Annotated in this window: 13 protein-coding genes and 1 pseudogene; 3 read left to right on the top strand and 11 right to left on the bottom strand. The window is 32.7% G+C overall.

The features are described from left to right. Positions 1 to 51 precede the first annotated feature (51 nt). Positions 52 to 1587: pseudogene (locus tag NH26_RS01555) on the bottom strand (helicase-related protein); the annotation flags it as partial. A 169-nt stretch (positions 1588 to 1756) separates the two neighbouring features. Here NH26_RS01555 and NH26_RS01550 point away from each other — a divergent pair. Continuing rightward, a complete protein-coding gene (locus NH26_RS01550) occupies positions 1757 to 2509 on the top strand; it encodes a metallophosphoesterase (protein ID WP_044226881.1) in 753 nt (250 codons plus the stop codon). A 238-nt stretch (positions 2510 to 2747) separates the two neighbouring features. Here NH26_RS01550 and NH26_RS01545 read toward each other — a convergent pair whose 3' ends face one another. The 6 genes from NH26_RS01545 to NH26_RS01520 form a co-directional block, all read right to left on the bottom strand. Then, a complete protein-coding gene (locus NH26_RS01545; RefSeq protein ID WP_044226884.1) occupies positions 2748 to 2957 on the bottom strand; it encodes a hypothetical protein in 210 nt (69 codons plus the stop codon). Between the two features lie 12 nt (positions 2958 to 2969). Further along, positions 2970 to 3626 carry a hypothetical protein gene (locus tag NH26_RS01540; RefSeq protein ID WP_044226887.1) on the bottom strand — a complete coding sequence of 219 codons (657 nt, stop codon included), beginning with the start codon at positions 3624 to 3626 and terminating at the stop codon, positions 2970 to 2972. An 11-nt stretch (positions 3627 to 3637) separates the two neighbouring features. Next, a complete protein-coding gene (locus tag NH26_RS01535; RefSeq protein WP_044226890.1) occupies positions 3638 to 4666 on the bottom strand; it encodes a hypothetical protein in 1029 nt (342 codons plus the stop codon). 1 nt (position 4667) lies between these two features. Beyond that, positions 4668 to 5825, bottom strand: a complete 1158-nt coding sequence (locus NH26_RS01530) for a DUF6371 domain-containing protein (RefSeq protein WP_044226893.1) — start codon at positions 5823 to 5825, stop codon at positions 4668 to 4670. A 144-nt stretch (positions 5826 to 5969) separates the two neighbouring features. Beyond that, positions 5970 to 7361, bottom strand: coding sequence for a DUF3987 domain-containing protein (locus tag NH26_RS01525; protein ID WP_044226896.1), 1392 nt, complete (start codon positions 7359 to 7361; stop codon positions 5970 to 5972). Positions 7362 to 7461: 100 nt separating this feature from the next. Further along, complete coding sequence (locus NH26_RS01520) at positions 7462 to 7743, bottom strand: helix-turn-helix domain-containing protein (protein WP_044226900.1); 282 nt, start codon at positions 7741 to 7743, stop codon at positions 7462 to 7464. A 381-nt stretch (positions 7744 to 8124) separates the two neighbouring features. On the opposite strand from NH26_RS01520, the gene NH26_RS01515 reads away from it, so the two are divergent. Next, complete coding sequence (locus NH26_RS01515) at positions 8125 to 8979, top strand: helix-turn-helix domain-containing protein (protein ID WP_044226903.1); 855 nt, start codon at positions 8125 to 8127, stop codon at positions 8977 to 8979. A 48-nt stretch (positions 8980 to 9027) separates the two neighbouring features. Here NH26_RS01515 and NH26_RS01510 read toward each other — a convergent pair whose 3' ends face one another. Both NH26_RS01510 and NH26_RS01500 read right to left on the bottom strand, forming a co-directional pair. Beyond that, positions 9028 to 10248 carry a site-specific integrase gene (locus NH26_RS01510; protein ID WP_044226906.1) on the bottom strand — a complete coding sequence of 407 codons (1221 nt, stop codon included), beginning with the start codon at positions 10246 to 10248 and terminating at the stop codon, positions 9028 to 9030. 330 nt (positions 10249 to 10578) lie between these two features. Continuing rightward, the gene (locus NH26_RS01500; RefSeq protein ID WP_262494295.1) at positions 10579 to 10836 is read right to left on the bottom strand and encodes a DUF2220 domain-containing protein; all 258 of its coding nucleotides are present in this window, start codon (positions 10834 to 10836) and stop codon (positions 10579 to 10581) included. A 286-nt stretch (positions 10837 to 11122) separates the two neighbouring features. Here NH26_RS01500 and NH26_RS01495 point away from each other — a divergent pair, with 286 nt between their 5' ends. Next, on the top strand, positions 11123 to 12634 hold the full coding sequence (locus NH26_RS01495) for a Fic family protein (RefSeq protein ID WP_044226915.1): 1512 nt from the start codon (positions 11123 to 11125) through the stop codon (positions 12632 to 12634). A gap of 30 nt (positions 12635 to 12664) precedes the next feature. Here NH26_RS01495 and tnpA read toward each other — a convergent pair whose 3' ends face one another. Together tnpA and NH26_RS01485 are read right to left on the bottom strand one after the other, a co-directional pair. Then, positions 12665 to 13108 carry an IS200/IS605 family transposase gene (tnpA, locus tag NH26_RS01490; RefSeq protein ID WP_052432202.1) on the bottom strand — a complete coding sequence of 148 codons (444 nt, stop codon included), beginning with the start codon at positions 13106 to 13108 and terminating at the stop codon, positions 12665 to 12667. A 264-nt stretch (positions 13109 to 13372) separates the two neighbouring features. After that, positions 13373 to 15275: PKD domain-containing protein (locus tag NH26_RS01485; RefSeq protein ID WP_199880220.1), on the bottom strand; the 1903-nt coding region annotated here is incomplete at its 5' end.

The raw sequence follows: 15275 nt of genomic DNA, 5'->3' as shown, positions 1-15275 counted from the left end.
GCTGTTGATGCACCTCTCACATCATAAGCCCACGATTTCAATCGTGGAATATTAATGAAAGGCTACTGCCAACAATTTTAGATAAGGTTCATTGGATAGGGTAGCCATATCGTTGAAATATTGAGAAGTTTCATCAGAGATAGCATTGATCTCTTTATCCATTTTTTCCTTTTTACGCTTTAAAATGGTGCTGCTTGTCTCCTCAAATTTCATTTCAAGTGTGGCATGAGATTTCTCTCTCCACTCTTCCAACTTCACTTGATATTCCTTCATACGCTCCTCCATCTCAAACTGTCTGTTGGTCTGTTTTTCAAATAGATAAGGAGTTTTTGCCATCATACAAGCCATATCTAAGTTCTCTTGTACTTTCGATAAGTCTGCTTCTGTAATCTCTCTTGTATACGTTTCTTCATGGATAGGATGCTGTCTTAACCAATCTTCTAAGGCCATAGGTTTACCTATAAGATTACCCATAGTGCCTATAGACACTACTAAGAACTCTGAAAGTACGGGCTGCCCTAACGCATTAGAAACCTGCCCATGGAAAATATAGTGCGATGTCCCTTCGTTAACTTTAGTGGTTTTGATCGCCAAAGCAGAATCCTTATCAATACTACCCACCAAACGGTTCATCAAAACTTTCACTAAAGGATGTAGGTCGTACAACACTTGCCACTTGGGCCATTCTCCTTTTTTCCTTCTCGCTTCCTCAATACCTCTTTGTATTGCCTCTTTATCAGTAGTAAGTTTATACGACTCACCTACAGATGGCTTCGCTTCTTTTGGTAAATCATACAATATATCTTGTAAGGCCTCCGTATTTCTTATGGAGATCATATTATCCGAACCGATATGAATGTCTTCTTCCGAAAGCATTTCTTTGTCTATTAGATAACCAATCAGACGTTGGAAATACTCGTCGTCATCTTTATAGAATTTGATATCATCCCCTCTGTTATCTTCTTTTGCATCAGGAAGCGTTAATGGAGTACTTTCTTCCTCAAGGAAAGCTGCTAAATCAAAGCTATCTCCTTCTTCCTCCTGTGCATATCCATACGTTTCTTCTTTCTCTAAAAAAGCCTGATTGTTGTCAGTAATCGCTTCTGCAACATATTCTACTTCTTTGTCTGTATTGTAGAGATGCATTACAGAGCCCGCATCTCCCAAAGTACTATGTACCTCTTCTTCTTTGTCTGTTAATTTATTGACGATATGAAGATCATCTTTTACGCCATCCAAACCAGAATTGGCGACTAAATAATAAATGTAAGGTGTATTTTGCTGACCGAAACGATCAATACGTCCGTTACGCTGCTCTAAAGTGATTAACGACCAAGGAATGTCGTAATTGAACATCACATTACAGTAATAATGAAGATTGACCCCTTGAGAACCAGCATCAGAAGCTAAAAACAAACGAACAGCAGAGTCTTCTTTACCAAAATCTTCTACGGCTTCTTGTTGTTGAATATCATTCAAACCACCATGAAACATTCTAATGGCTGCCTCTTTCAATGAAAAATCTGCTTGTAATTTTTCCTGCAAGGCATCCAAAGTATCTCTACGCTCTGCGAATACCAGAATACGTTGATCCTTCTTTTCCGCTTAGACAGTCCAAACTATTGGGGTAACTATATATTTCGTATACTAACTTCCCAAAACATTCAATTTTGAACTGTATTTAGAGTTTTTAAGTCAAAGTTAGTCTACATTACGGTGTATACTTCAATGTAGACTAAGTCCTAAATTTTACGTTATGAAAATCCAAATTTGCTCTGACTTACACCTTGAATTTGAGGAAAACCGAAAATGGATAAAAGAAAATCCGTTAGAAGTTGAAGGAGATATATTAATTATTGCAGGTGATACCTATTACTTAGATCAAGACTTTGCTGAATTGGATTTTATACAAAAAGTATCCACACAATTTAAACGTGTATTTTTGATTCCTGGCAACCATGAATATTATAACGGGTTTGATTTAAGTATTACACTAGACTATTATTGCATGGATATACTACCCAATGTTCATTTAGTTAATAACTACTCTACAGTGATTGATGGTTATCGCTTGATTTTTTCTACGCTTTGGTCTAAGGTTTCACCACATAATACCATCATCGAACGTAGAATGAATGATTTTCATCGTATCAAATATAATGGTGAATTAATAGATATTGAAAAGTATAATGACATACATGAAAAGTGTTTTAATTTCCTTCAATCTGAAATTAATAAACCTAAAAATAAGATCGTCATTACACATCATCTACCAAGTAAAGAATGTAACCACCCCGACTTCTATGGTAGTATTTTAAATCAGGCATTTTGTGTTGATAAGACAGATTTTATCCTTGAAAATACAGTTCAATACTGGATATACGGTCATAGCCACCGCAATATGATGGATTTTCAAATTGGAAATACACAAATGATCACTAATCAATTGGGGTATGTACAATTGGGAGAACATCAAAGTTTTGATTTTGATAAGGTCATTGATTTATAATTTTTGATTTCCTTCATCATGTAATAGATCTTTAAATAAGTTTAAAAAAAATACTGTATACTATGTATATTTTGTATACTAACTCCTCAAAACCTTCAATTTTGAGCTGTATTTACAGTTTTTAGATAAAAGTTAGTCTACATTACGGTGTATACTTCAATGTAGACTAACTGTATAAAACTAAAAGAGCAGACCTCCTTGCGGAAAATCTGCTCTAAAAATGGGATAAAAGCTAGTACTATTTTATATAAATTTCTGTACTTCTTTTTTTCTCCAATAATCGGTAATAATCATCTGTAAAACCTCCTGAAAGTGGTTCTTCTGACTCTTTATCTTCTGAAGTGTCATCTATGATTTCCGTTTGATCTGCTTCAACATCTACTATTGACTCTTCGTTGTTGAATTCTTCTTCTTGATTGATATGGTTCTTTAAAAAAAGATTAAGCATTGTTTTTCGGTTTTAAATGAATGATTCGATTTCTGTTACTACTTCTGGTGAGAAGTTAAACTTAACTGTCTCTAAAGAGTTGTTTTCGTCAAATTTTCTTAGTCCTTGTTCAAAGTAATCCGAAAGCTTGACAACGAGGAAATACTCTTCTTTGAATGCTTTAAAGAGTTTTGGTGCTTCTGAGACCTCCCTTTTCCAATCCCAAAGCTCATTAAACACATGCAACACCTCTTCATTGCACATTGATACTCCATCTACAGCTAATATTTCTTCAAAGTGCTCTATTATTTCTTGTTGAAGTTTTCCTTCTTTTTCTTGAAATTCTAAGGCACCATTTAACTCCTGCGTTTTGGATTTACTCTTTTCAAGCTCATCTTTATAAAACTGTAACTCGCTTTGCATCTTAGCCATTTGTTTTTTCATGGCTTTAGCTTCCTTGTCTTTTTTAGACTTTTTCTTCAACTTCTTAGAAGTCGATTCTGTTGGAACAAAATCATCATGAATCTGTTCATGTTCTGTTCCATCCATAGGAGGATTTCCTTTCAAAGAGGCTCTTCCTCTTATGATCTCTCCTACTTTTCCGTGAGACAAACCTACTTCTGCCCCAATTTTGCGATAGGACAGCCCTTCTTCATAGAGGGCTATCACTTGTTCTTGTAATTTTTCCATTTGTAATGAAATTAGTTTTGCTCCTTTAGAGCTTGTTTAACTTGTGAGGGATTAAACCCTAAACTGCATAGTTTCCTCATGTCTCTGCATCCATTATGTATTGCAGACAAGAGTGCTTCTTCTTTTTCTTTGATTGAAGAAAGAGGGTCGGTACTAGGCAAACCGCCTTTATCGTTATAATTTCCATGTTTTATGTCATGGTCATGTAGTTCTTGATGTAGTGTTGTCAAAGCTGTTTTCCAATCTGGCTTTATTTTAATAAGCGTGGAAAGTTCATTGACAGATTGATATTGATAGTAGACGATAAACCAATAACCAAATGCAATTCCTAAGTCAATGAGAAGGAATAATATCACCAAAATAATTCTAGGTTCTTCACTTTCATTCCTTAGCTTCTTAAGATTAGTTTGATAGGTGTCTTCTAGCTTCTTTTTATCATTTTGAAGGTTTAAATCAATTTGTCTTAAACGATCTTCATACTGTAAAACCCTTAGATTTTCTTCCTTTGAAAGCATCTGTCCCCAGCGTTTCTTACTTGCCTTATCCAAATGCAAAAGCTTTATTTCATAGAAACTTTTCCTTGTATCAGCGATACTATCCAATGAACTTTTTTCAGATGCATAGTTTGCTGTTATTTCAGTCGTATCCAATTTTACTTCAACATACCATTGATCAATTCCCTTACATGAAAAATAGATACTTCCTAAACTAAATAGCAGTGCTAATATTGTCAATAGACCAATAGGTTCTTTTCTGTATTTGGATTGAAACAAAGACGAAATACTCACTGACTTTGCATACTCCCAAATCAATATCACAATCCCTGAAGTGATTAATGCAACCATAGGCTGAAAGAGTAAATCAAATGTTGATTTCACAAACCAGACTCCTGAGCAAATACTCATAATTGGTAGAAAATAAACCAATACATGAACTGTTTTGTAGAGTGCCTTATAACGCATTCCATAAGGTCTTGATTCTAATAATTCAGCATAACTATCAACCAATTTTATATAGTTTGCTAATTCAATTTTTCTCATTTTAAAATATTATTTTGTTATCATTAATTATTTCTTTGCAACCCCATTCTATTAATGAGACCATTACTTTATCCATACATGGATATACAGGATATACACCTGTATTACAACCACTTAAAATATCCTGCATATCCATAAAAGAATATGAATATCCACTCTTAAACAGTGGTTTATAAAGTCCTACTATATTTTTAGGGTGTAGCATTAAGTCGTTGCCAAAACGTTGTTTGATACTATTGATTATTTCTTTGTCACTTAGGATTAGATCGGCTAAATCAGATCCGTCATTTAATGATTCTCCTATGTTTGAGAGCTGTATATCCACTTGGTATTTCAATTGGATATCCTTTGCTTTTTCTTTCCATAGTTCTCTGGATTGTTCACTAAAATCAGGTATTAGAATTACCTTTCGACCTATTAATGCTTCTGCTTTATCAAGGGTCAAACCATTCAATCCTTCTGTCGATAACCATGTATATTGTGGCTTCCAAAGTTCCCCCAGTAACGTTGTTTTTGCAGACTCTACAATAGCAATAGTTTTATTCAAATCTTGATTCAATAGGTGTTCTCCAAAGAAGCATTGCTTTAAGTGAAAGTTTGAGTTTAGTTTTCCTTCTTTCATTAAAATACTATGTAACCAATCCGTTGAATATCCACTCTTCACTCGTTTCAATTGTTGGTCGTATTTCATTATTTTAGCAGTGCGAATTCGGTTCTGCTTATCGATTTGCCAGAACATCACTGCATCATCCAAAGAATGATTCGATTTGAAATTGTAAGCACTCAAATTATAGAGAGTATTTACATGCCAATAAGCACCCGTCCCGAATTTGTTAATTATTGAATTACTAAACTGACTTTCTCCTTTTTGCTGATAAAGTAACCGCTTCTCTAGGATATCAAACTCTTCTTTGACAGTAATCTTTTTAGGTCGAAAGATCACATCATTTTTAGAATAAGTAGGCTTTTTATGATAACCACATTTCTCTTGGCGGTCACACCTTCCTTCATCATTTTGGAGGTATTCATTGGTTTCAAAATTGAAATATCTTACTAATTTTTTCTTCCCACAATTGGGGCATATCACTTTCTTTGGGGTGTGATCTCCCCTTCGAGTATCAAGCCGGATACTCCATGTTTTTTGATTTGAAAATGTCATATTAAATGAATTAATTAATTTTTGGGTGTTAGTCTACATCATAGTATACACACAATGTAGACTAACATTCCTTTGAAAAACTGCGTTTTTGATATTGAAATGAGTATTTTTCACCCCTAGTATACATAATCTACATAGTATACACTAGCTGACGTTTTTGATATATTCCCCCCTTTTATCTGTCTTCTTCAGCATCCCTTTTTCAAGTAATTTTGGGAGCACTCTGTTTTTGACGTTGGACGTTTTAATGCCCACTTGTTCTGCGATTTTATGAAGTTCAGATGTTGTTACAAGCGTATTCTCAGGTATCAAATCTAAAAAGGATTGATGATTACCTTGTAATGTAGATTTACCATGAGTTTGCTCTAATACTACATTTGCGGTTCCAATGAAATAATCACAAAGCAATTTAGCTTTTTCCATGCTTGCTAACGATATACTCTCCACATGTACGCCAAGTTTATCATCAAATAATTGATGAAGCACTTCAAGCAACAATGCAAAACGTGGCATGTAATCACCAACTTTCTTATAAGCGGAAATAATAGCATCATCCTTTGTTTCAGATGCTACTTTCAAATAATGATTGAAGCTACTGATGAAGTAGGTTCTTGCCTCCTGAGATAAAGGAATATATCTCATTTCCTCGTCCTGTAAGGCATCATACAACCCTTCCATTTTCTTGTAGAACGTATCTAAACGATTACTAGAAAGCTCTTTCTCTGAGAGGTAGTTCACACTCTCACTCTCTGGCATGACAAAAAGAATTCGATATAAAAATCCATTATCACCATTTCCATTCTTTGTAAGTTGAGGCAAAATGCTAGGTTGAATTCCTCCTATTATTGAAAGAAATGGATCTTTCACATATAAATTCTTACCTACACGATCTACCTCACCCACAAGCCCATTAAATACACTCAAGAAAAACTCAATATCAGCACCTTGACGATATTGATTCATGCTTTTTAGCCAACCTATCAGCTCATCTTTAAAAAGCACTAAAGAATCTTTAGCTAATAGATGACATAACGATTCTTGTGTAGCATCAGAAGTGATTAAACGTTTACGAGTAGGTTCTTTATTTTCTAAAATAAATTCCCTTTTCTCTGTCTCATTCATTCCTGCAATAGCTGCTTCCCATTCTGCTTTCTTTGCTTCATACCTTTCTATTTCTTTTTCATTAATAGAAGTAAGCACTTTCAAAATGATTTTGATAGCTGGCGATTTACCAATACTTGAGTTACCAATAATAGCTGTATAAATACTTGGAATTGTAGTCCAACCATTTTTCACAATCACCCTCATTTTTCCTCCAATGATTACACTTAAAACAACAAGTGTTGTCATCGCTGTGTATGGCTTCTCAAATGAAAATACATCCTGTAATTCTAATAGAGTCTCTTGTATATACTTTGAAAATACATAAAGTGGAAAAGGGTATTTCACCTCTGATTTTAATGTATTTTTGGGCAATACAGTATCTTCCAGACTTGAAATATTGTTCAAGTCTGGTGAATTGTTTAACTTTATCATCTAGTATAATTGTACTGTGTACAAATAAAATCTGAAGGTATTACGATTGCAGTCGTTTTACCTTTTTTATTTATACACAGGTTAAATTTAATAAAGAGTATTACATATGTTTTCCTTTAGTTATTAAACATCTTTCAATATCTTCTCTTTTAAATAAAGTCTTCCGACCAAATTTATGATATTTTAATCTTCCATCTTTCATGAATTTGTGAATCGTTGACCTACAAAGATTATACTCTTCAGAAAATTGCTGAATAGTCAACATGTCATTGTTTGCTTTAGACTCTTGACTTAAAGAGTCTATTTTCTCAGAAAGAATTTTTGTATTCGATTCAATAGAGCTTAGCTTTAGAAATAGTGCTTCAAAAGGATTTTCTATCATTTTTAACCTGTATTAAAAAAATATATAAACTATTAAAAGATTGTCTTATTTTTGTATTAATTATGGCTCACTGAAAAAGTCATAGATCTGTTTAAACCAGCTTATTTATATCATAATCAATGAATATAATGACTTTTAAATGCTAGTTTTAATATCAAGTGCAAGTCTTTTTTTTTGTTAAACAGCCTAAAATAAGCGTATGAAGGGATTACACCTTGCACTTTTTTTGTGAAATTTTCATTCAAATAGCTCTTAATTGTATTGAAAGCTACTTTTTTGATGCTTTTTGACTTTTTCAGTAGACTCTAATTATATATTAACAACCGTTAAAGTTCAAAAATAGAACCTAGGTTCTATTTTTCAAAATAAATTTAAACATTTATGGATATTCAGTATGGTGAAAGGATAAAAAAAGTCCGTAAAGCACTCAGTATCACTCAGAATGAAATCTCTGAAGTACTAAATGTATCTCAATCTTTTATTTCTGCGGTTGAAAAAGATAAAAAAAAACCAACTGAAGCTCTATTAAGGTATTTAATCGAATCTGGAGGTAATTTTAAATATATAATTTTTGGAGAAAACAAAAATGTCCTTTATGGTGATGATTTCCCACCACCAGACGAAAATTTCTTCAATACTGCAACTGATTTAACATATAAAGTTATCCTCGATTCTTCATCATTATCAAAAGATAACAAAGAACTTTTGAAATCTATCCAAATGATGGATTTAATGAGTGATTTACAAAGACAATTCAACGATATATATCAGCTTAAAAAGCTGATATATGACATAACCCAACTTAATGATGAAATTGGTGAATATTTTGATGGACTCCAATATAGATTAAAAAGCATGTGTGAAGATATTTTCACATTAGAAAGCTTAAAAAATGACCCTAAAGTCCTTGAAAATGTCTATAATGTATTAAACAATAAAGTTAACATTAAGGATAAAGTCGAGTTCTTAAATAAAACCTATACTGAAATCAAAGGTTATATTAAAAAGTATGAACTTGATTATCCAAAAGATAATTATAAAGGATATGGTTATACTGATGACGATGGAAATCAATTGGAGCATAATGGGTTTTATATCATTAAAGATTTTCTAGACCCAGATATGTCAATAGATTCACTACCTACTGATCCAATTCCCGATCATATTAGTCATTTAGATTTAGACAAAATTTATCAGATTCAAAATGATAATCTTGGTGGCGATGAGACTAAATAATCTTTAAACTACATTTTTCTAACTAAAACTTTAAGATTGTTTTTAGTTTTAACCTAAAGCAATACGTACCAAATCCATTTCTTTTTCTTTAGGTATGTTTACATACTTTGAAAAACTTCTTTCATCTTTATGACCTGTAAACTTCATTACTGTTTTAGTAGGTACACCTTTTAATAAAAGACGAGTGGCAAATGTTCTTCTTCCTGTATGAGTTGTGATTAATTCATATTTAGGTTTCTGATAAGTTGTTTTTTGTGTTCCTTTAAATTCATCCACTTCAAAAAGGTCATCTATACCTGCTAATTTGCAGACCTCTTTTACATACTGGTTTAGCTTTTGATTACTTATCGCTCTAACTTTACCATCAATAAGATCATGAACAATACGAGAGGATTCTGAATTTAAAGGGACTTCTATCCTTTCATTAGTCTTAGTTTGTCTTAATACCAAATATTCTCTTTCTTCAGAATCTATTCTTATCTGTGATAAATTAATTTTACTATAGTCACTAAATCTAAGACCCGTTAACGTAGAAAGTATAAGTAACTCTCTCGCATTATCTAAATAGTTATTGGTTAATGATACAGTTCTTAACTTATCTATATCCTTATCATCTAAAATTGGTTTTAATGTTTCTGGTTGATGAGTTAGAGAAAATTGTTTGTGATCATCATTATCAACAATCTTCATTGATTTACACCAATTCAAGAAAGTCTTAAACAAACCAAGATACTTTGCAGTGGTTTGAACATTGAGATCTGCATCTTTATACATATAATCCTGAAGTCTTTCAAAAATCATCTGATCCATTTTTTCAAGATCAAAAGTGATATATTTCTTTTCCTCAAAACCCTTTAAATGTACTCTCAATGATTTTATCTTTTTAATACTTGAAATTGAAAGAGAGTTTGTTTTTAATTCAAGATAATTATCGAAAACATCCCAAAACTGTTCTTCTTTAGTAACTGTATTCTCTTTAGGATGTAATTGTTCCTTTATATATTTTGAGTTTGCTTGCAATCCATTATTTTTCGCTTCAAGATAAATAGTGAAAACACGATTTTTAAATTTTTCAAGTTGTTGATTTAAAGCAACTGCATTTGAATTCGCAGATAGGATTCTTTGATTCTTAATACTCCAGTGTTTTGGATTTACAGACACACTAGTAGGAACTTTAATAAAAACTCCTCTACCGTCAGACACTGCACAAATAACTTTTGTTACTTTATGAGCATTTTTGTCTTTCAAATATAATTTTACAGTTGCCATAATAACCAATGAATAAAAAAGAGAGATTAAAAAAAGGGGATAACATTGGGGATAACATTTTTGTTTTGCAATCCATATCCATCAACAATATTACAATAAATTTGAAGAGATATTACGTTTTTAGTATAAAAAAGACAATAATAGACGGTAATACACAAAAGGTTCAATTCCCTCCGACTCCACTAGAAACCGTCTTTACAGTAATGTAGGGACGGTTTTTTTGTTTTGTGGGGGAACTCAAATTTTCGTAATATTTTTTTAGACTTTAGTTAATGAGTCAAACACACAAAATTTGTGTATTCTTAAAAAATCGCCTTTAAAATAATCATTTTACTGTTTTTTGCTTAATATTTTAATTACATGATCATTAGGAATTTTTTCACGTTCTAAACGATAATTATTTGATCGAACTTTTCGATATAGTTTCTCTTCTTCTAAAGTTAGGTTAGGTAAAGAATCAATTTTAGAAGGTGTACCAGTATCACCTTCAAAGAAATCTTCAAAAGTCACATCATTCATAAAAATACTTTGAGCTTGAGGGAAATAGCCACTTACCTGTGAAAGTATTTCAAATCCTTGAGCATCAATATATTTCTTTATAAGTAATCATAACTTAGTCCACCATCATCAATCCACGACTTAACTCGTGGGTTGATGATGGGATATCCTTTTCTTTAATGATAATACAAACTTAAAATTGACAAGTGCACTCTTTATGCACACGTAGAATAATGAATGTTATTCTATCTGAACTACCATCACAAGCCCATGACTTAAGTCATGGGCTTGTGATGGAGTTGCACCATTTTTTACTATATTTTACAAAAACGCACCATTTATTTGTACTTTTGAACAAATAAATCTAGATTCTTGTATGAACGCACCATTTTTCACAAAAGAAAAGAACGGAATGTTTAGTATTGGCTATAAGGCTGTTATTGAAACATTTGAGTTACCAATGCAAAGTCCTATTCCACTTTATGATAAAAAGGTAAAGGGCTTTCCTAAGGATAACGAAGGCATTACTATGTTAGAAGCCTTATTTTATCATATACAGTTTGCATTAAAGAATGAAGGTGTTGATTTATTATTCTTCGCATTATTATCCCAAAAATTAGAAGAGGAACAACTTATTGAACTTGTTCAAATTAAACATACAGGTGAAACAGCAAGACGTATTTGGTTTTTAGTAGAGTTTGCTTCGAAAAAAACGCTTCCTATTCCCGATTTAAAATACAGAAAAGAATATGTCAACGCATTAGATGAAAATATTCAGTTTGGGTTATCTGAAGGAATAGTCTCTAAAAGACATAGAGTGATCAATAACTTACCTGGAACATCAGACTTCTGTCCTTTAGCCACTAAAACAGATGAAATAGTAAAATATACTGAAAAATATAAAGGTTTCTCCATTTCCTCTTTATTTGTGTCCTCTGATACGAATACTATCTTAATTGAAAAGATGGCTTATTCTCTTCTGCTAAAAGATTCAAAGTCTTCTTTTATTATTGAAGGCGAAAAAATTAATAATCGAAGAGCACAAGAATTTGCCAAAGTTTTACGTAAAGCAGGAAAACACCTTGTAACTGATGCCTTTCTTTTGTCATTACAGCAAGAAATTATGAAGGGGTCTAAATTCAATAAATTGGGTTTTCGTACTGAAGGTGGCTTTATAGGTGAACATGATTATGAAACAGGCGAACCCATTCCTTCACATATTTCTGCTCGACATGAAGATATAGCCCCCCTTATGAATGGGTTATATAAATCAATATCGCTTGTTGAAAGTGATAGTAATTTTGACTCTATGATAGCTGCTGCTACCGTTGCATTTGGGTTTGTAAATATCCACCCTTTTTTTGATGGAAATGGAAGAGTTCACCGTTATTTAATTAATCACATTCTTAGTCTTAAAAAGATATCTCTACCTAACGGCACTTTCCCAATTTCTGCTGCTATCCGTTACCATATTGAGGCTTATAGTAAAGTTTTAAGTGCTTATTCTAACAGTATAATTGATTATATTGATTGGGTAGAAACAGAAGATCTAAATGTTAAAGTACTTTCTGATAGTGCAGTTTATTACCGCTTTTTTGATGCTACAGCTTTTAGCCTTTTCTTATATGAATGTTTTGACTACGCGATTACAGTTTTAATCCCTAATGAATTAACTCTTACTTTTCATTTCAATGCTTTCAAAGAGAAAGTAAAAGCACAATATGATATGGAAGAACATCATTATTCTCTTTTATTTAATTACCTAGAACAAGGGAACGGTTTACTTTCCAAGAATGCTATCAAAAAATTCTTTAATGAGTATTCTCCGGACGATATCACCTATTTTGAGAACTGTTATCAAGAAGTCAAAGCTGAAAAGACGCTCTAAATCAGTTAAACATCATCATCAGCCCACGACTTAAGTCGTGGGCTGATGATGATGGCTATTTTGTTCTAAATAATTTAATTCTGAAGAAAAATCCATCTTCTGATGTTTATCCCATTGTTTTTTGATGTAATTAATTACTGTTGGTACTCTATCAGGACTCACCGAAAAAGCACTATATCCTACTTGCCAATTAAACTCAAAAGGAAACCAACACTGTTCGTTAATCCTTCTTCCTGAAACTCCCTTTAATTTCTGTACTACTCGAGCAATGCTTTGTGTACTTCTTAAACGTACTAAACAATGCAAATGCTCTTTATACCCATTCATAAATAGAAGGTCTATTTCGTTTTCTTTAGAAATAAGAATTAAGAGAGGAGCTAATTTATGAACAAGCATTTCTCTTGTAAAGACCGGTTCTCTATTTTTTGTAGTCCAAATAATATGAAACCATAATTGACTGTTTTGATGAGGCATTTAGTTAGAATTTGAATGATGAATCGAAAATTCTAAACTACAATTAAATTCTCATATTTCATCATCATAAGCACGAGAAAGAAGTCAAAGCTCATCCATCATCAGCCCACGACTTAAGTCGTGGGCTGATAATGGATGAGGAAAAACATAATGTAAACTCCATTGCTCTACTTTCTTTCACCCCTAAAAAAATCCTCCCCCATACCCCAAAACGCTGGACTATGGAGGAGGATAATGAAATTATCATAGATAAGTACTTCTCGCTTACTCTCCTAAAACAATTCTCTTTGTGTAGTTATTTCCTTCCTGTTCTATTTTAAGGACATAAATACCAGATTGTAGTTGAGATAAAACTTGACTGATTTCTGTACCTAATTGGTTTAATTCTTCATAACCTTCATATAAAATAGCACCATTCATGTCTACTAGTTGAGCATTTACTGGGCCTGCTATTTCATAACTACTAAAATTGATGTGTCCTTTTGTTGGGTTGGGGTATACCACAAATGAGGTTTGATCGATGAGAGAGAAAGTAGGATCTTCAAATTTACAGTTCTGATCTTCGATATTGACTTTAAACGATACACTATCACAATAGTTAGTCACATCGCATGTAACCAATGATACAGTATATTCTCCCATGGCCTCATAAGTATGGGTGGGAGTCATTTCTATTGATGTTGCTCCGTCACCGAAATACCATAAGTAAGATGTAATGTTTTTGTGACCTTCTGTAATCTGTGAGGTGAGATCTTCATCACATGTTTCGAACGCTACTTGAGTTCCTAGATAATACTGATCTGCCCCGATATCCACTCCGGCTAATTCCGTTCTTGGGTCTCCATCTCTATCTGTTGGAAGATCTTTGAGGAACGTCCCTTTTCTAAACGTAGTGCCATCATTCATATGGAAGTCTGCTGAATCTATAAAAAGTCGGCTTTCTGTTGCTGGAGAAGGTAAATAAGTGAAGTTATGTGTGGAGGTAACATAACTATTTTGATCAGATGCGAGATGGAAGTTTTGCCAATCCTCTAATGATACAAAAGAAGAATCTACATCATTATCGTCTCCTACTTCCATATTTCTGAAATAATAATACTTATTAAAATGAGCCGTATCATTACTTTTCACAACAACATTATGATCGATTGTAAAAGTGGAAGTATCAAGATTTTGTTTAAAATCTTCCAGTCTAATGATATTGTCTAGGGTATCTGCCATCACAAATAAGTTATTGACAATGGCCAATGAATCCCCTTGGAAAGTATCTATGTATAAAAATGATGCACTTGTATGCGTGGGAATTTCTTGTCTGTAAAAAGTGTTATTTGCAATCACTAATTCTTCGTAAGTATACTGATCATGGATATTGTAACTAGCATTATGTGATATGAATGTATTATTTGTTAGGTAATACTTATTATTCCCCCCACATTCTATGTTTTTATAGACATCAGTTACAATTTTATTTCTATTGATGACCACGGAATCTCCACTAACGACAAATATTGCGTAATAACCTCCTAGAAGATCATTATCTTCAATAATTGCATCATCAAAATACTGTAGATAGATACATTTTGTATTGGATGCTGAGTTTTCTCCATTAAAGTAATTGTTACGAATAACAACGTCTCCCAAATATCCTTCAGGTAACTTTAAATCTACTGGATTACCATGCAAGTAAATATGATTGGTAGCCCCGAAATGTCTTCTCGATAAAAAATCGCAATCGTGAATATAGAATTTATCCCCCAATTGAAGTCTTCCCAGTAAGTCAAAAGCAGAGTGCTCAAAAGTAGAAGCACTTACCTCCACATTGGTCGAACTGTCGTTGGTGGTAAAGGCAATGTTAGAAAAAGCTCCTTCTAAATAAACAGAATCAATAACTACATGATGTACTCCTCTAAATTTCAGGTTAGCAGAAGCATACATTTCAAAAGTGGATTCTTTAATTGTATCAGATTCCGCAATAATATTATGGATGGATACATTGGTACAAGAATCAATACTGATAACACTATTTACAGTTAAAATCGTATTTATTTTTTTGGTGGATATAGAATCACTTTTAAAAGTAAGACCTTCTATTTCTAGGCCATCAATTTTCTTAAAGTAAAACCCAGATTGTGATTCTCTTTCCGATTTTAAAGGATATTGTGTTTTC

The sequence above is a fragment of the Flammeovirga pacifica genome (assembly GCF_000807855.2).
Lineage (GTDB): Bacteria > Bacteroidota > Bacteroidia > Cytophagales > Flammeovirgaceae > Flammeovirga > Flammeovirga pacifica.
Note: the sequence above shows the minus strand (reverse complement) of the source record. Positions and strands in the feature narration are given on the sequence as shown.

Bases quoted from the DNA above. Each gene is read 5' to 3' on its own strand.
- NH26_RS01550 (WP_044226881.1), top strand. From the start codon at position 1,757: ATGAAAATCCAAATTTGCTCTGACTTACACCTTGAATTTGAGGAAAAC.
- NH26_RS01545 (WP_044226884.1), bottom strand. From the start codon at position 2,957: ATGCTTAATCTTTTTTTAAAGAACCATATCAATCAAGAAGAAGAATTC.
- NH26_RS01540 (WP_044226887.1), bottom strand. From the start codon at position 3,626: ATGGAAAAATTACAAGAACAAGTGATAGCCCTCTATGAAGAAGGGCTG.
- NH26_RS01535 (WP_044226890.1), bottom strand. From the start codon at position 4,666: ATGAGAAAAATTGAATTAGCAAACTATATAAAATTGGTTGATAGTTAT.
- NH26_RS01530 (WP_044226893.1), bottom strand. From the start codon at position 5,825: ATGACATTTTCAAATCAAAAAACATGGAGTATCCGGCTTGATACTCGA.
- NH26_RS01525 (WP_044226896.1), bottom strand. From the start codon at position 7,361: ATGATAAAGTTAAACAATTCACCAGACTTGAACAATATTTCAAGTCTG.
- NH26_RS01520 (WP_044226900.1), bottom strand. From the start codon at position 7,743: ATGATAGAAAATCCTTTTGAAGCACTATTTCTAAAGCTAAGCTCTATT.
- NH26_RS01515 (WP_044226903.1), top strand. From the start codon at position 8,125: ATGGATATTCAGTATGGTGAAAGGATAAAAAAAGTCCGTAAAGCACTC.
- NH26_RS01510 (WP_044226906.1), bottom strand. From the start codon at position 10,248: ATGGCAACTGTAAAATTATATTTGAAAGACAAAAATGCTCATAAAGTA.
- NH26_RS01495 (WP_044226915.1), top strand. From the start codon at position 11,123: ATGAACGCACCATTTTTCACAAAAGAAAAGAACGGAATGTTTAGTATT.
- tnpA (WP_052432202.1), bottom strand. From the start codon at position 13,108: ATGCCTCATCAAAACAGTCAATTATGGTTTCATATTATTTGGACTACA.